The following is a 17,823-nucleotide window of genomic DNA, read 5'->3' as shown; positions in this document are numbered from 1 at the left end:
TCAAGCGTCCCAGAGCGCTCCGAGAGTCAGCAGGTCACCCCGGTACTCGATCCGGTCCGCCCATTCCGTCGGCCAGGCCTCGTCGCCCCGCCAGGCGCCCGCGAACGCGCCCGTCAGGCAGGCGATCGAGTCGGAGTCACCGGAGGTGCAGGCCGCCCGGCGCAGGGCGGTCAGCGGCTCGTCGACAAACCACAGGAAGCACAGCAGGCCGGTGGCCAGCGCCTCTTCGGCGATCCAGCCCGCGCCGGTGGCCAGGCACGGGTCGGTCTCGGGCGAGGCCGTGCGCACGGCGTCCTGGAGGCGGTCCAGGATCGCCAGGCACTCGTCCCAGCCGCGCGCGATGAAGTGCTCGGCGTCGGGGTCCTGGCTGCGCGTCCACAGGTCGCCGAGCCAGCGCTCGTGGTAACGGGTGCGGTTGTCGAGGGCGTACGACCGCAGCAGCCCGACGAGTCCGGCCGGGTCGGCGCCCTGCGCGAGCAGGCGTACGGCGTGGGCGGTCAGGTCGGAGGCGGCGAGTGCCGTCGGGTGGCCGTGGGTGAGGGCGGACTGCAACTGGGCGGCGCCGGCGCGCTGTTCGTCGCTCAGGCCGGGGACGAGGCCGATCGGTGCGACGCGCATGTTGGCGCCGCAGCCCTTGGAGTCGATCTGGCTTGCGTCCTGCCAGGGCCTGCTCTCGTCCTTCAGCAGATTGCAGGCGACGAGGCAGGTCCGGCCCGGCGCGCGGTTGTTCTCCGGCGACCGGTACCAGTCCACGAACTCCTCCCGCACCGGCCGCTCCAGCCGCTTCGGCCCGAGCACGCCCCGGTCCATCGCCGTCCGCAGCCCCTTCCCGAGCGCCAGCGTCATCTGTGTGTCGTCGGTGACGATCGCCGGCGTCGGCAGCTCCATCTCGCGCCACGGCCCGCACTTGGCGAGGATCGACGGCACGTCGTTGAACTCGGTCGGGAAGCCGAGCGCGTCGCCCAGGGCGAGGCCGAGCAGGGAGCCGGTGGCGGCGCGCTTGCGGACGGTGGTCGTGGTCATGCGGGGCGTCCTTCCGGGGTCGGCCGGAGCAGGGGTGGGTGGAGGGTGGTGGCCGTGCCCGCGCGGTACAGCGCGGCCGGTTTGCCGCGGCCGCCGGTGAGCCGGGCGGCGCCGGGGACGGGTTCGACGAAGCCCGGCGTGGCGAGCACCTTGCGGCGGAAGTTGGGCCGGTCGAGGACGGTGCCCCAGACCACCTCGTAGACGTGCTGGAGCTCGCCGAGCGTGAACTCGGGCGGGCAGAAGGCGGTGGCGAGGCTGGAGTACTCGAGCTTGCCGCCGACGCGGTCGTGGGCGTCGGCCAGGATCCGGTCGTGGTCGAAGGCGAGCGGCCCGGCCTTGTCGTACGGCACCCAGCGGGCCTGCGCCGCGTCGCTGCCGCCGTGCGGTTCGGGCGGGTGGGGCAGCAGCGCGGTGAAGGCGACCGTGACGACCCGCATCCGGGGGTCGCGGTCGGGCTCGCTGTAGGTCCGCAGCTGTTCCAGATGCAGTCCGGAGACGTCCGACAGGCCGGTCTCCTCGGCGAGTTCCCGCCGGGCCGCCGTCTCCGCCGACTCGTCGGGCTGTACGAAACCGCCGGGCAGCGCCCAGTGGCCCAGGTACGGCTCCTGCCCGCGTTCGACGAGCAGGACGTGCAGGACGCCGTCGCGGATGGTGAGGACGGCGAGGTCGGCGGTGACCGCGAAGGGTTCGTGGGCGTGCTTGTCGTAGCCCTCCGGCACGGTGGGTCCCGGCATACCGCTCACCCCTTTTATGGTCAGTGCGACTATTAGTCACTACGACTATAAAGAGGGCTGACCGGTTGCACAACCCAACGGAAGGCAAATCCCCGTCACTCCGGCACGGAGTCGCGCCGCCCCAGGAATCCGAGCAACCGCACACCAGGTCTCCGAGCAACCGCACACCAGGTCCGGACCCCACCGTCACCGCGACCGGCGCGCCGAACCGCACTCCCCGGTCCGCCTCCCCGACCACGCACCTGGCGACGGGCAGCAGCTCGGCCGCGAGCGCGTCGGGCATGGGCCGGGGCCGTCCGCCTGCCTGGGCGACGTCCCACCCGTGCACGGCGATCTCCGCGGCCCCCAGGGCGGCCATCACCCGTACGTCCAGCGGCCGTTCGCCCACCAGGGCCGACTCCGGCGGCCCGGCCGCCCAGGCGCCGAGCACGGCGCACGCGCGCGTACGGAAGCCGCAGGCGAGGTCGGCGCGCGGACCAGCCCGATCCGCCCACCGGTGAGCCCCTCGTACAAGGCGTCCAGCAAGTCGTCGAGATGGCCGAGCGGCTCCCCCAGATCCCACTCGGCACACGGCGTCCCGCACCCCAGAGTGCCGGGCTCCACATCGGCGACGCTGCCCAGCGCGTAGCTGAGCGAACGTTCCAGAAACTCCCCGGAGTTCACCGGCGCTCACCCCGCCCGCGTACACCTGCCGCAAAGGCCCTCAGCGGCCCCTCAGGCGCCTCCCGCCGCCCTCCGGGCACCGAGGGCGGCAGCGTCCCCCTGCGGCTCTCCAGCGCCGTCTGACACTCGCCGACGGCACTCCGGTTCTCGATCGTCCTCGTCATCGCCGCTCCCTCCGTCACGGATACGGATACGGAGACGGACCGACATACAGACCGACCGGGAGGCGAAAACACATCGGCCGGCCCCGGGGACAACCCGGAACCGGCCGACACCGCACGCGCGCGTGCCTACAGATCGACTTCCTTCATCAGCATCCCGACCTCGGTGTTCGACAGCCGCCGCAGCCAGCCCGACTTCTGGTCGCCGAGCGTGATCGGCCCGAAGGCGGTGCGCACCAGCTTCTCGACGGGGAAGCCGGCCTCCGCGAGCATGCGGCGCACGATGTGCTTGCGGCCCTCGTGCAGGGTGACCTCGACCAGGTAGTTCTTGCCGGTCTGCTCGACGACCCGGAAGTGGTCCGCGCGCGCGTAGCCGTCCTCCAGCTGGATGCCGTCCTTGAGCTTCTTGCCCAGGTCGCGCGGGATCGGGCCGACGATGGCCGCGAGGTACGTCTTCTTCACGCCGTACTTGGGGTGGGTGAGGCGGTGGGCCAGCTCGCCGTGGTTGGTGAGCAGGATGACGCCCTCGGTCTCGGTGTCGAGCCGGCCGACGTGGAAGAGCCGGGTCTCGCGGTTGGTGACGTAGTCGCCGAGGCACTGACGGCCCTCGGGGTCCTCCATCGTCGAGACGACACCGGCGGGCTTGTTGAGCGAGAAGAACTGGTACGACTGCGTGGCGACCGTCAGGCCGTCGACCTTGATCTCGTCCTTCTCCGGGTCGACCCGCAGGCCCTGCTCGGTGACGATCTCGCCGTTGACCTCGACCCGGGCCTCGTCGATCAGCTCCTCGCAGGCGCGCCGGGAGCCGTAGCCCGCGCGCGCGAGCACCTTCTGCAGGCGCTCGCCCTCCTGCTCGGCGCCCGGGAAGGTCTTGGGCAGCTTGACGTCCTTCTTGCCCGCGTACCGCTCGCGGTTGCGCTCCTCGGCCCGTGCCTCGTACTCGCGGGAACGCGCGGGTGCCGTACGGCCGCGTCCGCCGTCGCGCTGCTGGGACTGCTTCGGCCCGCCCTTGGCGCCACCGCGCGCGGAGGCCCCGCGACCGGACTTCGGGCCGTCCTTGGTCGCCCCCGGGCCCACGTCGTAGCGGCGCTCCTCGGGACGGGGCTTGCGCGGACGGCCGCCCTGGCCGCCCTGCTTCTGGTCCCTGTTGTTGCCGGCACCGCGGTAGTTACCGCGCCCGCCGCTCTTGCCGCTGCCGCTGCTTCGCATCAAAGTTCCGTCTGGTCGTCTACGTCGTCGGTCCCCCGGCTGGCCGGGATCCCCGGACCGTCATCGGGAGCGTCCGGGTCGAACGACGGCACCCCTTCCTGGGTCTCGGCCTCGATCGCCTCCGCCTCCGGGAGGAAGGGCGCGAGCTCCGGGAGCTCGTCCAGACCGCGCAGGCCCATCCGCTCCAGGAAGTAGTTCGTCGTCCTGTACAGGATCGCACCTGTTTCGGGTTCCGTGCCCGCCTCCTCGACCAGCCCGCGCTGAAGGAGGGTGCGCATGACCCCGTCGCAGTTCACTCCGCGCACGGCCGAGACGCGGCTGCGGCTGACCGGCTGGCGGTACGCGACGACCGCGAGCGTCTCCAGGGCGGCCTGGGTGAGCCGGGCCGTCTGCCCGTCCAGCACCAGCCGCTCGACGGCGGCCGCGTACTCGGGGCGGGTGTAGAAGCGCCAGCCGCCCGCGACGAACCGCAGCTCGAAACCGCGCCCCTGCACGGCGTACTCGTCGGCGAGCTCCCGCAGGGCCTCGGCGATCCGGCGCTTGGGTCGTTCCAGCAGCTTCGCGAGGTGCTCCTCGGTCGCGGGCTCGTCCACGACCATGAGCATCGCCTCCAGGGCGGGCTTGAGGTCGAGGTCCGCGACGGTGCGCAGCCCGGCCGGCAGCTCGGTGGTCTCCTCACTCACGCCTTCTTCTCCTCCTTGGGCTGCTCGGGCGGCCGGTCGAACTCGTCGGTCACCATGGGCGTCTCGTCCCCGTCCCCGCCGGTCCACCGCACGACGAGGTCCCCGAGCGCGGTCTCCTGGTCGAGGGCCACGGCCTTCTCGCGGTACAGCTCCAGCAGGGCCAGGAATCGCGCCACGACGGTGAGCGTGTCGTCGGTGTCCTCGATGAGCGCCCGGAAGCTGGCCTCGCCGAGCTCCTTCAGCCGCGCGACGACGATCCCGGCCTGCTCCTGCACGCTCACCAGCGGCGCGTGGATGTGATCGACGTAGACCTGCGGCTTGGGCTTGGGCTGCATCGCCTTGACCGCGAGCTTGGCGAATCCTTCCGCCCCGATGCTGATGACGACCTCGGGCAGCAGCTCGGCGTGCTGCGGTTCGAGCCCGACGGTCCGCGGATAGCGCCGGGCCTCGTCGTCGAGCCGCCGGCTGAAGATGTCGGCGATCTGTTTGTACGCGCGGTACTGCAGCAGCCGGGCGAACAGCAGGTCCCGCGCCTCCAGCAGCGCGAGGTCGGCCTCGTCCTCCACCTCGGCGGAGGGCAACAGCCGGGCCGCCTTGAGGTCGAGCAGGGTGGCCGCGACCACCAGGAACTCGGTCGTCTCGTCGAGGTCCCAGTCCGCGCCCATCGCCCGGATGTGGGCCATGAACTCGTCGGTCACCTTGGACAGGGCGACCTCGGTGACGTCCAGCTTGTGCTTGGAGATCAGCTGGAGGAGGAGGTCGAAGGGGCCCTCGAAGTTGGAGAGGCGGACCTTGAAGACGCCGTCGTCGGGTTCTTCGCAGGCGGCGGGTTCGGGTTCTGGCACGGGCTCGGGCTCGGGCTCGGGCTCGGGCTCGGCAGCAGAGTCTTCCGGTACCGGATCCGGCGCAAGGACCGGAGGTTCGGGCTCCGGTACGACGGCCTCGGACTCCGGGAGGACCTCCGGCGCCCGGTCGTCCGGAGCCGCCGCAGGATCCGGCTCGACCCGCGGAGCGCCCGGTCCCCGCCCCAGCGCACGCCGCCGACCGCCGGAGGCACTGGCACCGGCGCCGTGAGGGGGAACGTCGTTCGAGGTCATAGCCCCCGCAGGCTACCGCTACCGCCCGCGAAGCCGTCGAACGAGGATGCTGGCGTCTCCCCGGGTCTCCAGATCCGCGAGCACCACGGCCACCGCCTCGCGGACGATGCGCCCGCGGTCGACGGCCAGTCCGTGCTCACCTCGGAGCACCAGACGCGCGTGCTCCAGGTCCATGAGCTCCTCGGCGGAGACATACACGGTGATCTTCTCGTCGTGCCGCTCGCGGCCACTGGGCCGACGCGACGCCGACCGTCCGCGCTTGCGCGGCGCGGCGGCGGAGGCGGCGGAAGCAGCAGCACCGGACGCGGCGGAACCGCCGGAGGCACCCGCGGCAGAACCTTCCTGCGCCCCCTGACGTCGCGCGGAACGCTCAGCGGTGGCGGACCGGCTGCGCGACTCGCCCGCGTCGACGGACTCCGTGTCGGCGGCCACGTGTTCCACGCCGTCGCCGTCACCGCCCTGCGCGGGCACCGACTGCGGCGCGTCCTCCGCCGCGACGGCGTCGGACTCCCCCGCGGGAGCCGGCACCCGGGCCTCGCCGTTGGCCGGGCGCCGGGGAGTGGACGGCTGGAGCGCCATACCCCCTGTCGTGCGGAACAGTTCGTCGGCCCCCGGCAGACTCACTCGGCGTGACACCGGGCGAGCACCTCCCTGGCGAGCTGGCGGTAGGCGGCGGCACCGACGGAGTTGGAGGCGTACGTGGTGATCGGCTCACCGGCGACCGTGGTCTCCGGGAAGCGGACCGTGCGCCCGATGACCGTGTGGTAGACGTGGTCATCGAACGCCTCGACGACACGCGCCAGCACCTCACGGCTGTGCACGGTGCGCGAGTCGTACATCGTGGCGAGGATCCCGTCGAGCTCCAGCTCCGGGTTGAGCCGCTCCTGGACCTTCTCGATGGTCTCGGTCAGCAGCGCCACACCACGCAGCGCGAAGAACTCGCACTCCAGCGGCACGATCACCTTGTGGGCGGCCGTCAGGGCGTTCACGGTGAGCAGGCCGAGCGAGGGCTGGCAGTCGATGACGATGAAGTCGTAGTCGTCCATCAGCGGCTTCAGCGCGCGCTGGAGCGTGGACTCGCGCGCGACCTCGCTCACCAGCTGGACCTCGGCGGCCGACAGGTCGATGTTGCTCGGCAGCAGGTCCATGTTGGGGACCGCCGTCTTCAGGAGCACCTCGTCGGCCGACATGCCCCGCTCCATGAGCAGGTTGTAGACGGTGAGGTCGAGCTCCATAGGGTTGACGCCGAGGCCGACCGAGAGCGCGCCCTGGGGGTCGAAGTCGACGAGCAGGACCCGGCGCCCGTATTCCGCGAGCGCGGCACCCAGGTTGATGGTCGACGTGGTCTTGCCGACGCCGCCCTTCTGGTTGCACATCGCGATGATCTTCGCGGGGCCGTGGTCGGTCAGTGGACCCGGGATCGGGAAGTACGGCAGCGGACGCCCGGTCGGGCCGATGCGCTCGCGACGCTGGCGGGCAGCGTCGGGCGCGAGGGTGGCCGCGTACTCGGGGTCGGGCTCGTACTCCGCGTCGGGGTCGTAGAAGTGCCCCTCGGGCAGTTCGTCGTAGTCGGCGAAGTGGTTGTGGGGCGCGCCACTTCCGTCGCCGGCCATGGCGTTCACGTGATGGCCATCCATGCTCATGTTTGCTGGCTGAGTCACCTTTGAGGCCAGGTGACTCTGGTGGGCTGCGAAGGTGCGCACCGCGACGGAGCCGACAGCCTCGAATCCCGCGGGACCCTGGCCCCGTACCGGCATTCCTGGTTGACCACCCCCGGGAGAAAATGTCGACTCATTCACAAGTCGTCTTACCTCCTTGGGGACCAGGAAACTTCTAGACAGGTCAGCGTGGCACCATGCCGACGGTTGGCGACTCTATGGCGTGTCGGCGGTCCGCAGCAACACAATCCGCCGGACCGGGCAGATGTGTCGACAATGAAACATCCCGCTGTCAAGGGCGTACGGCCGTCGCACAGCAGGTTTCACCGGTGTACGAATCGGTCGAAGGGTTGCGTTCGAGGCGAGTTGACCGAGAGTCGCAAAGTGACCATACACACATCCGGCCGGACCTTTTCGGGCAAGGTCCGGCCGGGTGCGTTCGGTTGACGACCTGTGTTGACGTATCGCCTTTACCAGAAAGTGACTTAACCGATCGGCTCAGCCGAGCAGCGATTCGAGCTCCACGTGCTCCAGGCCGTGCGCCTCCGCGACCTCCCGGTAAACCACCTTGCCGTCATGTGTGTTGAGGCCCTTGGCCAGCGCGGGGTCGCGGCGCAGCGCCTCCACCCAGCCCTTGTTCGCGAGCTCGACGATGTACGGCAGCGTGGCGTTGGTGAGCGCGTAGGTGGAGGTGTTGGGCACCGCGCCCGGCATGTTGGCGACGCAGTAGAAGACCGAGTCGTGGACCTGGAAGGTCGGCTCGGCGTGCGTCGTGGGACGGGAGTCCTCGAAGCAGCCGCCCTGGTCGATCGCGATGTCGACAAGAACACTTCCCGGCTTCATCCGGGAGACCAGCTCGTTGGTGACCAGCTTCGGCGCCTTGGCGCCCGGGATGAGGACGGCACCGATGACGAGGTCGGCCTCCAGGACGGCCTTCTCGAGCTCGAAGGCGTTGGACATGATCGCCCGGACCTTGGTGCCGAAGACCTTGTCCGCCTCGCGCAGCTTGTTGATGTCGCGGTCGAGCAGGGTGACGTGGAAGCCCATACCGACGGCGATCTGCGTCGCGTTCCAGCCGGAGACACCGCCGCCGATGACGACGGCCTTCGCGGGCTGGGTGCCCGGGACACCGCCGGGGAGCACGCCACGGCCGCCGGCCGAGCGCATCAGGTGGTAGGCGCCGACCTGCGGGGCGAGGCGGCCCGCGACCTCGGACATGGGCGCGAGCAGCGGCAGGGCCCGGGAGGGCAGCTCGACCGTCTCGTATGCGATCGCCGTGGTGCCGGACTCGATGAGGGCGTCCGTGCACTCCTTGGAGGCGGCCAGGTGCAGGTAGGTGAAGAGCGTCTGGTCCTTGCGGAGGCGGTGGTACTCCTCAGCGATGGGCTCCTTGACCTTCAGCAGCAGGTCGGCGGTGGCCCACACCTCGTCGGCGGTGCCGAGGATCTGGGCACCGGCGGCGACGTACTCGCTGTCCGGGATCGACGAGCCGACACCGGCGCCCTGCTCGATGACGACCTGGTGGCCATGGCGCACCAGCTCGTGCACGCCGGCGGGGGTGATGGCCACCCGGAACTCGTTGTTCTTGACCTCGCGGGGGATGCCGACCTTCACGTCGATCACGGTCCTTGGCTCAGAGGGTGTGGGGGCATTACAAGACATACCCAGGCATGCAGGGCACACCGGGAGACACCGCAGGAGAAGGTGCGGCAGAGCCAGTCTAATGAAGGTGTTCCCGCTGTCTAGCCTTTCATTGCATCAATCTTCAGCTGATGTACTACGGATTTCGCAGGCGTTAGGGCTCTGTTCCGGCTCGAAAGCGTCTTGCTCGGGCCGCGGCTCCTCCACTTCGGACTCCTCGGGCTCCTCGGGCTCCTCCCCCAGCATCCGCCGGGCCGCGCTCCGGTGCAGCTGCGCCGCCGCGGGATCGCCGAGGTGGTCGAGGGTGTCGGCGAGCCGCAGATACAGGGCGCCCTGCAGCCGCGAGTCCTCGGCGCGGCGCGCCCACTCCGCCGCCTCCTGGCAGGTGCGCAGCGACTCCTCCGGCCGGCCCGCGTACTCCTGGACCCTCGCCAGCTCGCTCAACGCCCGCGCGTGACCGGCCAGATCGCCGTTCTTGCGGTGCCCGGCGACGGCGGCCCGCCAGTTGCGCAGCGCCTCGCCGTACCGGCCCGCATAGGTGTGGGCCTCGCCGATACGGCCGTACAGCCGGGCGGCGTCCACCCGCTCGTCGCGGGCCAGCCGCTGGGCGAGTGCCCGGCCGAACCAGTCGGCGGCCCGGTCGTAGTCCCCCAGGGCCAGATGGGCGCCGCCTACGGATTCCATCGCGCGACCCGTCGCGTAGGGGTCGTTCGCCTGCCGCCCGGCCTCCAGCGCGGCCCGATAGCGCGCCAGCGCCTCCTGCCTGCGCCCCGTCCGGGCGTCGACGTCGCCGAGGTTCAGCAGCGCCGCCGTCTTCTCTCGGGGCAGGTCCTGCCGCTCGGCCACGTCCAGGACCAGGCTGTGGATGGCGTACAGGTCGTCGGCGGCCGCCTGGGTGCCGACGTGCGCGACCAGCGCCCTGACCAGCTGGGACATCAGGCGCCGGGCGAGCGTGTCCAGCTCGCCGTCGGCGACGGCCGCCCGGGCCGAGGCCAGCAGGGCGGGCCTGCGGATGGTGAGCCAGTCGGCGGCCGCTCGCGGGCTGGGAAAGCGCAGGGCCTGGGGCATGCCCAGGAGCTTCTGCCGGGTCTCCGGACTGTCGGTCTCGGTGATCGCCCGGCAGGACTGCAGCAGCCGTACCGTCCGCTCCAGCATGCGGGCGCGGGCGAGCTGGAGCTCGGCGGGGCGGTCGTGGGTCTCGGTGAGGGCCCTGAGATACGGGTGCAGGCAGGCCGGGACCTCGTACTGGGGCAGCGGCGAGTCGACGGAGTGCAGCAGGCCGAGGAGGGCGAGGTCGTCCAGGGTGGCGCGGGCCCCGTCGACCGAGCAGCCGGCGAGGGCGGAGGCGGTGTGCGGGTCGACGAGGCCGCCTGGAGCGAGGCAGAGCAGGCGCAGTATGCGGGCCGCGGGGGCGGGAAGGGACGCGTAGGCGAGGCGGAAGACGCGGCCGAGCGGCGTGCCCTCCTCGCCCTCGGCGCGCAGTTGCTTGGCGACATCCGCGACGGCCGCCTTGGGCCGGGCGGCGAGCCAGCCACCCGCCAGCATCAGCGCGGCGGGCTGCCCCTGGCACACCTCCACGAGTCCCTCGGCGGAACGCGGGTCGACGGTGATGCGCACCGAGCCGGCGAACCGGGACAGCAGCTCCACCGCCGACTTGGTGTCCAGGCCGCCGAGGGTGCAGGGCCGTACGTCCGAGATCCCGGTCAGCGGTCCCCCGGAGACGGCCACGACCAGGCTCTGCGGACTGTCCGGCAGCAGGGCGTCGACCTGCTCGGCCTCGGCGGCGTCGTCCAGCAGGAGCAGGGCCCGGCGCTCGGCGAGAGCGTCACGCAGCGCCGCCGTGAGGTCGTCCTCGCCGGCGCCGGGCGCAGCGGGCTGGTCAAGGGCGGCGAGCAGTTCCCGGGCGGCGCGCCCTACGGGGACCGGGGTGCCGTCGGGCTCGCTGAGGCGGGTGCGCAGTACGCCGTCGGCGTAACGGTCCGCCACCTGCCGTACCAGTTCCTCGGCGAGCGCGGTGCGGCCGGAGCCGGGGCGGCCCGCGATGAGCAGTACGCGCGCGCGTGGCGCCTTGCGGCCGGAGAGGGTGTCCAGTCCCGCGCGTTCGATGTCGGCGCGGAGTTCCTTCAACTCGCGGGTACGGCCCAGGAACTGGTTCCGGCCGGACGCCTGTGCCGACACCTGCACGCCGCCTGTGTCCACCACCTGATCCGTCACGGGCCACGCTCCCGTCCCACCACACGCGCAAGCCCGCCGGGACTCCGGTTCGGGCGTGTTCAGAGCCTAGTTCACGCTCTGCTACGTTCCGTGCGGACCAGGGCGGGCACGGCGAGGACATCCCCCGACCGGATCAGCCGATCTTCACACTGACGGGTGGGTGCAGCGGGTCAGGAAAACTGACGCCGTGCGTGATCAGGCCTCGAAGGGACGCGCCGGCCAGGGCGCCTCCGCCGGGCGCAGCGAGTCGAGCCCGTCGCCGCCGCGCGCGGCGACCAGCGACAGCACACCCACGACGAGGCAGTTGTTGTGCAACTCGCCCGCTAGGACGCCCCGGACGAGCTCGTCGACCGGCACGCGCGCGTGCTCCATGTCGGCCTCCTCGTCCTCGACCTCGAAGCGCTCCCCGTCGGCCGCGGAGAGGTTGCGGGCGAGGAAAATCCGTACGGCCTCGTCACAGCCGCCCGGAGTGGTGTACACGTCGGTCAGGACACGCCAGTCCTCCGCCTTGACGTGCGCCTCCTCGTACAGCTCGCGCTGGGCGGCGTGCAGCGGGTTCTCGCCGGGGATGTCGAGCAGGCCGGCCGGGATCTCCCACAGCTTCTGACGCACCGGGTGGCGGTACTGCTTGATCAGCAGGACGCGGTCCTCGTCGTCGAGGGCGAGGACGGCCACGGAGCCGGGGTGGACCTGGTAGTCGCGGCGCACCACCGAGCCGTCGGGCATGACCACGTCGTCCGTGCGGACCGAGGTCTTGTTGCCCACGAAGGGGGTGTCCGTCGCCCGGATCTCCCACTCCTGCGGGGTGTCCTTGATCGTCATGCCCTGCCCTTCCACACACTTCCGAAAAGAACCCGCCAAGAAAACCGGGGTGCGCACCTTTGAAGGTTTGCACCCCGGCCACCGTACAACTGGTGTGTTACTTGGAATTCTTGCGCTCGACGGCGGCCTTCACGAGGCCGGCGAACAGCGGGTGCGGACGCGTCGGGCGCGAGCGCAGCTCGGGGTGGGCCTGCGTGGCCACGAGGTAAGGGTGGACCTCGCGCGGGTACTCCACGTACTCGACGAGCTTGCCGTCGGGCGACGTGCCGGAGAACAGGATGCCCGCCTTCTTCTCCAGCTCCGCCCGGTAGGCGTTGTTGACCTCGTAGCGGTGGCGGTGCCGCTCCTCGACGTACTCCTTGCCGTCGTACACCTCGCGCACGATCGAGCCCTCGGCCAGCTTGGCCGGGTACATGCCGAGCCGCATCGTGCCGCCCATGTCGCCCTCACCGGCCACGATGTCCAGCTGCTCGGCCATGGTGGAGATCACCGGGTGGGAGGTGGCCGGGTCGAACTCGGTGGAGTTGGCGTCATTGATGTCGGCGAGGTTGCGCGCCGCCTCGATCACGATGCACTGCAGGCCGAGGCAGAGGCCCAGCAGCGGGATCCTGTTCTCGCGGGCGTACTTGATCGCGCCGACCTTGCCGAGCACACCGCGGTCGCCGAAGCCGCCCGGGATGCAGATGCCGTCCACGTCGGAGAGCTGCTGCTTGGCGCCGGCCGGGGTCTTGCAGTCGTCCGAGGTGACCCACTTGATCTTCACGCGGGCCCGGTTGGCGAAGCCGCCCGCGCGCAGCGCCTCGGTGACCGAAAGGTAGGCGTCGGGCAGGTCGATGTACTTGCCGACCAGGGCGAGGGTGATCTCGTGGTCGGGGTTGTGGACGCGGTCGAGCAGGTCGTCCCAGGTCGTCCAGTCCACGTCGCGGAACGGCAGGTCCAGCTTGCGGACGACATAGGCGTCCAGGCCCTCACCGTGCACGGTCTTGGGGATGTCGTAGATCGAGCGGGCGTCGGGGCAGGCCACCACGGCGGCCTCGTCGACGTCGCACATCAGGGAGATCTTCCGCTTGATCGCCGTCGGCACCTCACGGTCGCAGCGCAGCACGATCGCGTCTGGCTGAATACCGATGTTGCGCAGGGCCGCAACCGAGTGCTGGGTCGGCTTCGTCTTCAGCTCTCCCGAGGGGCCGATGTACGGCAGGAGCGAGATGTGCACCACAAAGACGTTGTCCCGGCCGACCTCGTGACGGACCTGGCGGACGGTCTCCAGGAACGGCAGCGACTCGATGTCGCCGACCGTGCCGCCGACCTCCGTGATCACGACGTCCACCTCGTCCGTCGCCATGCGGCGGATGCGGTGCTTGATCTCGTTGGTGATGTGCGGGATGACCTGCACGGTGTCGCCGAGGTACTCGCCGCGCCGCTCCTTGGCGATCACCGTCGAGTACACCTGACCGGTGGTGACGTTCGCGGAACCGTCCAGGTCGCGGTCGAGGAAGCGCTCGTAGTGGCCGATGTCCAGGTCGGTCTCGGCGCCGTCGTTGGTGACGAACACCTCACCGTGCTGGAACGGGTTCATCGTGCCAGGGTCGACATTGAGGTACGGGTCCAGCTTCTGCATGACGACGCGCAGACCCCGCGCCTTGAGGAGCATGCCGAGGCTGGAGGCCGTCAGGCCCTTGCCGAGCGAGGAGGCGACACCCCCGGTGACGAAGATGTGCTTGGTCGTCGTGGATTTTGGCATGGCCAAGAGGGGGCTCCCGTGGTCGCGATCTTGAAGTGCGGTTCGGGGGTCTTCACGCCCACCGGTCCACGGGCTACCAGGGTATCAGCGCCGAGAAGCGATGGCTTCCGGCCACGCTCCGCATACGAGCCGGCACGGATCCGGATGCTTCACCGGTCTCTCACCCGTCGGTCACCCATTGCTCACCCGTTCGGCCGACCCGGGTTGCCCGGAGCGGCACGCAGATCATCTACGTGCGTCGTATCCTGCTCGGACATTCGCTGCCGAGCCCGGCCGGCAAACACGGCACCACCCCCGCCCGTCGCACCCGGAACAACGAGAGCTCGTCAGTTCGTTGAGCAGAGATTGTTGAGAAGCGCCAGTCGTTTTGCCTCACCGCCGAACCGACTGCTTTGCTTCACCGCTCAACGACGATTTACAACACCCCTTGACCGCACTAGCGAGAGCCCCCTTGCCAGGAGGGGGTGACGTGGCCGTTCGACTGGAGTTGCACGTGGCCGGGCGCATCGAAGACTACGCACTCATCGGAGACATGCAGACCGCTGCCCTGGTCTGCCGGGACGGCACGGTGGACTGGCTGTGCCTGCCCCGCTTCGACTCGCATGCCATCTTCGCCGGCCTGCTGGGCACCGAGGAGCACGGGTTCTGGCGGCTCGGCCCCGCCCACGCCTCCGACGCCCCGCCGCCCACCGCGGCCCGGCGCAGCTACCGCGGCGACTCCCTGATCCTGGAGTCGGAGTGGGACACGCCGCGCGGCACGGTCCGGGTGATCGACTTCATGCCCCCGCGAGACGGCGCGCCCCAGCTGATCCGGATCGTGGAGGGCGTCTCGGGCCGCGTCCCGATGCGCTCGGCGCTCCGGATGCGTTTCTCCTACGGCCGGGTCGTGCCGTGGGTGCACAAGCACGAGGGGCGCACGGTGGCCGTCGCCGGTCCGGACTCGGTCTGGTACGACACGGAGGCCGAGACCTACGGAAAGTCGCTGACGACGTACTCGGACTTCACGGTCGCCCCGGGTGAACGCATCGCGTTCACGATCTCCTGGGAGCCCTCGCACAAGCAGCCGCCCGCGCTTCCGGAGCCGGAGCAGTCGCTGGAGGCGACGGAGGAGTTCTGGCGCGAGTGGGTCGAGCACTGCACGTACCACGGCCCCTACCGCGAGGCGGTCATCCGCTCGCTGATCACGCTCAAGGCGCTGACGTACGCCCCGACGGGCGGCATCGTCGCCGCCCCGACGACCTCCCTGCCCGAGGACATCGGTGGCGTCCGCAACTGGGACTACCGCTACACCTGGCTGCGCGACGCGGCGATCACCCTGTCCTCGCTGCTGCGCACCGGCTACCGCGAGGAGGCCCGCGCCTGGCGCGAGTGGCTGCTGCGGGCCGTCGCCGGTGACCCGGAGAACCTGCAGATCATGTACGGCATCGCCGGCGAGCGCGAGCTCGGCGAGGCCGAGCTGGACTGGCTGCCCGGCTACGAGAACTCGGCGCCCGTGAGGGTCGGCAACGGCGCCGCGCACCAGCTCCAGCTCGACGTGTACGGCGAGGTCACCGAGGCCCTGCACCTGGCCCACATGACCGGTCTGGCCCGCAACGACTACGCCTCGCTGCTCCAGCTGAAGCTGATCCGCTACCTCGAGGACCACTGGGACGAGCCGGACGAGGGCATCTGGGAGGTGCGCGGCCCGCGCCGCCACTTCGTGCACTCCAAGGTCATGGCCTGGGTCGCCGTCGACCGCACCATCAAGCTGATCGAGTCCGGCGACGCGGACGGCCCGCTGGAGCGCTGGCGCGAACTGCGTGACGACATTCACAGGGACGTGTGCGAGAAGGGCTACGACAAGGAGCGCAACACCTTCACGCAGTCGTACGGCTCGAAGGAGCTGGACGCCTCACTGCTGCTGATCCCGCAGATGGGCTTCCTGCCGCCGGACGACAAGCGCGTCATCGGCACCATCGAGGCGATCCAGCGCGAGCTGTCCACCGAGGACGGCTTCATCCTGCGCTACCCGACGCAAGGAGACCACGAGGGCGTCGACGGCCTCCCCGGCGACGAGGGAGCCTTCCTGGCCTGCTCGTTCTGGATGGCCGACGACCTGGCGATGATCGGCCGCGTGGACGAGGCCCGCAAGCTGTTCGAGAAGCTGCTCTCGCTGCGCAACGACCTCGGTCTGCTCGCCGAGGAGTGGGACCCGCGTCTGCAGCGCCAGGTCGGCAACTTCCCGCAGGCCTTCAGCCACGTCCCGCTGATCGACACCGCGCTGCGGCTGACGGCGTCCGGGGCGTACGGCGGCTGAGCCCGGCCGGACTGCCGCTCGACAGGACGCGCGTGACGCGCCCGCCTAGCCTGGAAGCAAGCGATTGCCCCTTGTCGGAAGGGGGCGGCCATGGCTTCCCGGTCCAAGGCGGGCGCGGCCCTGGAGGCGCTGCGCGAGGATCTCTCCGGTGATGTGTTCGCCCCGGGGGACTTCGGTTACGACGACGCCCGGGCCGTCTTCAACACCATGATCGACCGGCGCCCCGCGGTGATCGCGCAGTGCGTGGACGAGGCCGACGTGGTGCGGGCCGTGCGGTTCGGCCGGGAGCTGGACCTCAACATCGCGGTGCGCGGCGGCGGGCACAGCGTCGCGGGCATGGCGCTGAACGACAACGGCCTGGTCGTCGACCTGCGTCATCTGCGTGCGGTGACCGTCGACCCCGCGGCCGAGGCGGTACGGGTCGCCGGCGGTGCCACGATGAGCGACCTGGACCGCGCCACCCAGCCGTACGGCCTCGCCACGACCGGCGGCCGGGCCTCGACCACCGGCGTCGGCGGCTTCGTCCTCGGCGGCGGCACCGGTTGGCTGGACCGCTGGTGCGGGCTCGCCGTCGACAATCTGCTCGGTGTGGAACTGGTCACCGCCGACGGCGACCGCGTCCATGCCAACGCGGACGAGAACCCGGACCTGTTCTGGGCGCTGCACGGGGGCGGCGGCAACTTCGGCATCGCCACCGCGATCACCTTGGAGCTGCACGAGCTGCCCGAGTTCGCCATCGCGCTGCTGCTGTACCGGCCGGAGTCCGCACCGGACGCCGTCCGCACCTTCCGTGACGTGATCGAGTCCGGCCCCGACGAGGTGGGCGGCGGCGCCCTGTGGTTCACCGGCCCGCCCGAGGACTTCGTACCGCCGCCCCTGGTCGGCTCGCTGGTGTGCGGTGTGCTCCTGACGTACGCCGGTGCCGAGCAGGACATGCGCAAGTACGCGGAGCCGCTGCTGGCCCTGCCGCACGAGGCGGAGGTCGTGGGTGCGATGCCGTACGCCGATGTGCAGTGCATGATCGACGATCCGCCCGGCATGCGGCACTACTGGTCGGCGGAGTACCTGACGGGGGCGCCGGACGACTTCGTGGACGTCTACACCGCCGAGGCGCTGACGATGCCCGTGCCGACCGGCACCCAGCACGCCCTCCTCCCGCAGGGCGGCGCGGTCGCGGCCGGTCCGCACGAGTTCCCGGTGCCGTACCGGGACGCGCCCTGGGCGGTCCATCCGTACGGCATGTGGGAGGACCCGGCGGACGACGAGCGGTGCGTGCGGTGGGTGCGTGACGTCCGTACCGGCGTCCGGCCCTGGAGCACCGGCGCCGTGTACCTGAACTTCATCGGCGACGAGGGCGCGGAGCGCGTGGTGGCCGGTCTGGGCGCCGAGAACACCCGGCGGCTGGCGGAGCTGAAGCGTCGCTGGGACCCGGACAACGTCTTCCGGTTCAACCACAACATCAGGCCGGCCTGAGCACCGCCACCAGCCTCGCCCGAGCGCCCTCACCAGCCTCTTCTGAGCGCCGTCTGCGTCCGCTCCCCGATGGACGCCTCGCAGACGACGTACGCCAGCACGGCGAGCATCCCGGACGCCATGCCGGTGATCCGGCCGGCCCCGTGCGAGATGTAGCCGTAGAAGGCGCCGGCGGCGGTGATCCGGCGGGCCATGGCGACGTAGCCGACGGAGCACACCGTCAGCGCGAGCGTCGCGAAGAGATGGCCGGCGGGCGCGCCCGTGCCGTTGCCGAAGCCGACAGCGATGGGCCGGTTGCCGGTCATCGCGGTGATCGGCGCGGCGGTGGCGACCGCCATGAAGACGACGCCCACCAGGCCCATGGAGTTCGCCTTGAGCCGGTGGACCTCTCACTTGGGTGTTTCC

General features: G+C 70.9%; 14 protein-coding genes and 1 pseudogene. 2 read left to right on the top strand and 13 right to left on the bottom strand.

Going from position 1 to position 17,823, the window contains the following annotated elements; all coding sequences use genetic code 11:
- The 12 genes from ACIBAG_RS44600 to ACIBAG_RS44545 all read right to left on the bottom strand — a co-directional run bounded on the left by ACIBAG_RS44600 (position 1) and on the right by ACIBAG_RS44545 (position 13,649).
- On the bottom strand, positions 1-1,023 hold the full coding sequence (locus ACIBAG_RS44600; protein WP_399113723.1) for an ADP-ribosylglycohydrolase family protein: 1,023 nt from the start codon (positions 1,021-1,023) through the stop codon (positions 1-3).
- A complete protein-coding gene (locus ACIBAG_RS44595) occupies positions 1,020-1,757 on the bottom strand; it encodes an NUDIX hydrolase (RefSeq protein WP_399113721.1) in 738 nt (245 codons plus the stop codon). The genes ACIBAG_RS44600 and ACIBAG_RS44595 overlap by 4 nt, the downstream gene beginning before the upstream one ends.
- Positions 1,758-2,114: 357 nt before the next feature.
- On the bottom strand, positions 2,115-2,420 hold the full coding sequence (locus ACIBAG_RS44590) for a hypothetical protein (RefSeq protein ID WP_399113720.1): 306 nt from the start codon (positions 2,418-2,420) through the stop codon (positions 2,115-2,117).
- A 290-nt stretch (positions 2,421-2,710) separates the two neighbouring features.
- Positions 2,711-3,790 carry a pseudouridine synthase gene (locus ACIBAG_RS44585; protein WP_399113718.1) on the bottom strand — a complete coding sequence of 360 codons (1,080 nt, stop codon included), beginning with the start codon at positions 3,788-3,790 and terminating at the stop codon, positions 2,711-2,713.
- A complete protein-coding gene (gene scpB, locus ACIBAG_RS44580; protein ID WP_399113716.1) occupies positions 3,790-4,473 on the bottom strand; it encodes an SMC-Scp complex subunit ScpB in 684 nt (227 codons plus the stop codon). Before scpB ends, ACIBAG_RS44585 begins: the two co-directional genes overlap by 1 nt.
- On the bottom strand, positions 4,470-5,570 hold the full coding sequence (locus tag ACIBAG_RS44575; RefSeq protein ID WP_399113715.1) for a segregation and condensation protein A: 1,101 nt from the start codon (positions 5,568-5,570) through the stop codon (positions 4,470-4,472). The genes scpB and ACIBAG_RS44575 overlap by 4 nt, the downstream gene beginning before the upstream one ends.
- Before the next feature lie 18 nt (positions 5,571-5,588).
- A complete protein-coding gene (locus tag ACIBAG_RS44570) occupies positions 5,589-6,206 on the bottom strand; it encodes a hypothetical protein (RefSeq protein WP_399113714.1) in 618 nt (205 codons plus the stop codon).
- Entirely contained in the window at positions 6,191-7,327 is a 1,137-nt protein-coding gene (locus tag ACIBAG_RS44565; RefSeq protein WP_399113713.1) for a ParA family protein, read from the bottom strand. The genes ACIBAG_RS44570 and ACIBAG_RS44565 overlap by 16 nt, the downstream gene beginning before the upstream one ends.
- 399 nt (positions 7,328-7,726) lie before the next feature.
- Entirely contained in the window at positions 7,727-8,842 is a 1,116-nt protein-coding gene (gene ald, locus ACIBAG_RS44560; RefSeq protein ID WP_399113776.1) for an alanine dehydrogenase, read from the bottom strand.
- A 144-nt stretch (positions 8,843-8,986) separates the two neighbouring features.
- A complete protein-coding gene (locus ACIBAG_RS44555; protein WP_399113711.1) occupies positions 8,987-11,083 on the bottom strand; it encodes a tetratricopeptide repeat protein in 2,097 nt (698 codons plus the stop codon).
- 195 nt (positions 11,084-11,278) lie between these two features.
- The gene (locus ACIBAG_RS44550) at positions 11,279-11,905 is read right to left on the bottom strand and encodes an NUDIX domain-containing protein (RefSeq protein ID WP_399113709.1); all 627 of its coding nucleotides are present in this window, start codon (positions 11,903-11,905) and stop codon (positions 11,279-11,281) included.
- Positions 11,906-12,002: 97 nt separating this feature from the next.
- A complete protein-coding gene (locus ACIBAG_RS44545) occupies positions 12,003-13,649 on the bottom strand; it encodes a CTP synthase (RefSeq protein ID WP_399113708.1) in 1,647 nt (548 codons plus the stop codon).
- A gap of 493 nt (positions 13,650-14,142) precedes the next feature.
- On the opposite strand from ACIBAG_RS44545, the gene ACIBAG_RS44540 reads away from it, so the two are divergent.
- Positions 14,143-15,945: a glycoside hydrolase family 15 protein gene (locus ACIBAG_RS44540; protein ID WP_399113774.1), complete on the top strand. Its 1,803-nt coding sequence runs from the start codon at positions 14,143-14,145 to the stop codon at positions 15,943-15,945.
- 90 nt (positions 15,946-16,035) lie between these two features.
- Positions 16,036-17,418 (top strand): FAD-binding oxidoreductase, encoded by a 1,383-nt coding sequence (locus ACIBAG_RS44535; RefSeq protein WP_399113707.1) that lies wholly within the window; start codon positions 16,036-16,038, stop codon positions 17,416-17,418.
- Between the two features lie 68 nt (positions 17,419-17,486).
- Here ACIBAG_RS44535 and ACIBAG_RS44530 read toward each other — a convergent pair.
- Positions 17,487-17,780: pseudogene (locus tag ACIBAG_RS44530) on the bottom strand (amino acid permease); the annotation flags it as partial.
- Positions 17,781-17,823 lie beyond the last annotated feature (43 nt).

The sequence above is a fragment of the Streptomyces sp. NPDC051243 genome (assembly GCF_044455405.1).
Taxonomy (GTDB): domain Bacteria; phylum Actinomycetota; class Actinomycetes; order Streptomycetales; family Streptomycetaceae; genus Streptomyces.
The sequence above is the reverse complement of the archived record's forward strand: the minus strand, read 5'-3'. Positions and strand labels throughout refer to the sequence as shown.

What these genes read in the sequence shown, in the direction of transcription:
- ACIBAG_RS44585 (WP_399113718.1), bottom strand. Translation starts at nt 3,790, where the DNA reads ATGCGAAGCAGCGGCAGCGGCAAGAGCGGCGGGCGCGGTAACTACCGC.
- ACIBAG_RS44550 (WP_399113709.1), bottom strand. Translation starts at nt 11,905, where the DNA reads ATGACGATCAAGGACACCCCGCAGGAGTGGGAGATCCGGGCGACGGAC.
- ACIBAG_RS44600 (WP_399113723.1), bottom strand. Translation starts at nt 1,023, where the DNA reads ATGACCACGACCACCGTCCGCAAGCGCGCCGCCACCGGCTCCCTGCTC.
- ACIBAG_RS44595 (WP_399113721.1), bottom strand. Translation starts at nt 1,757, where the DNA reads ATGCCGGGACCCACCGTGCCGGAGGGCTACGACAAGCACGCCCACGAA.
- ACIBAG_RS44545 (WP_399113708.1), bottom strand. Translation starts at nt 13,649, where the DNA reads ATGCCAAAATCCACGACGACCAAGCACATCTTCGTCACCGGGGGTGTC.
- ACIBAG_RS44575 (WP_399113715.1), bottom strand. Translation starts at nt 5,570, where the DNA reads ATGACCTCGAACGACGTTCCCCCTCACGGCGCCGGTGCCAGTGCCTCC.
- ACIBAG_RS44535 (WP_399113707.1), top strand. Translation starts at nt 16,036, where the DNA reads ATGGCTTCCCGGTCCAAGGCGGGCGCGGCCCTGGAGGCGCTGCGCGAG.
- ACIBAG_RS44565 (WP_399113713.1), bottom strand. Translation starts at nt 7,327, where the DNA reads ATGCCGGTACGGGGCCAGGGTCCCGCGGGATTCGAGGCTGTCGGCTCC.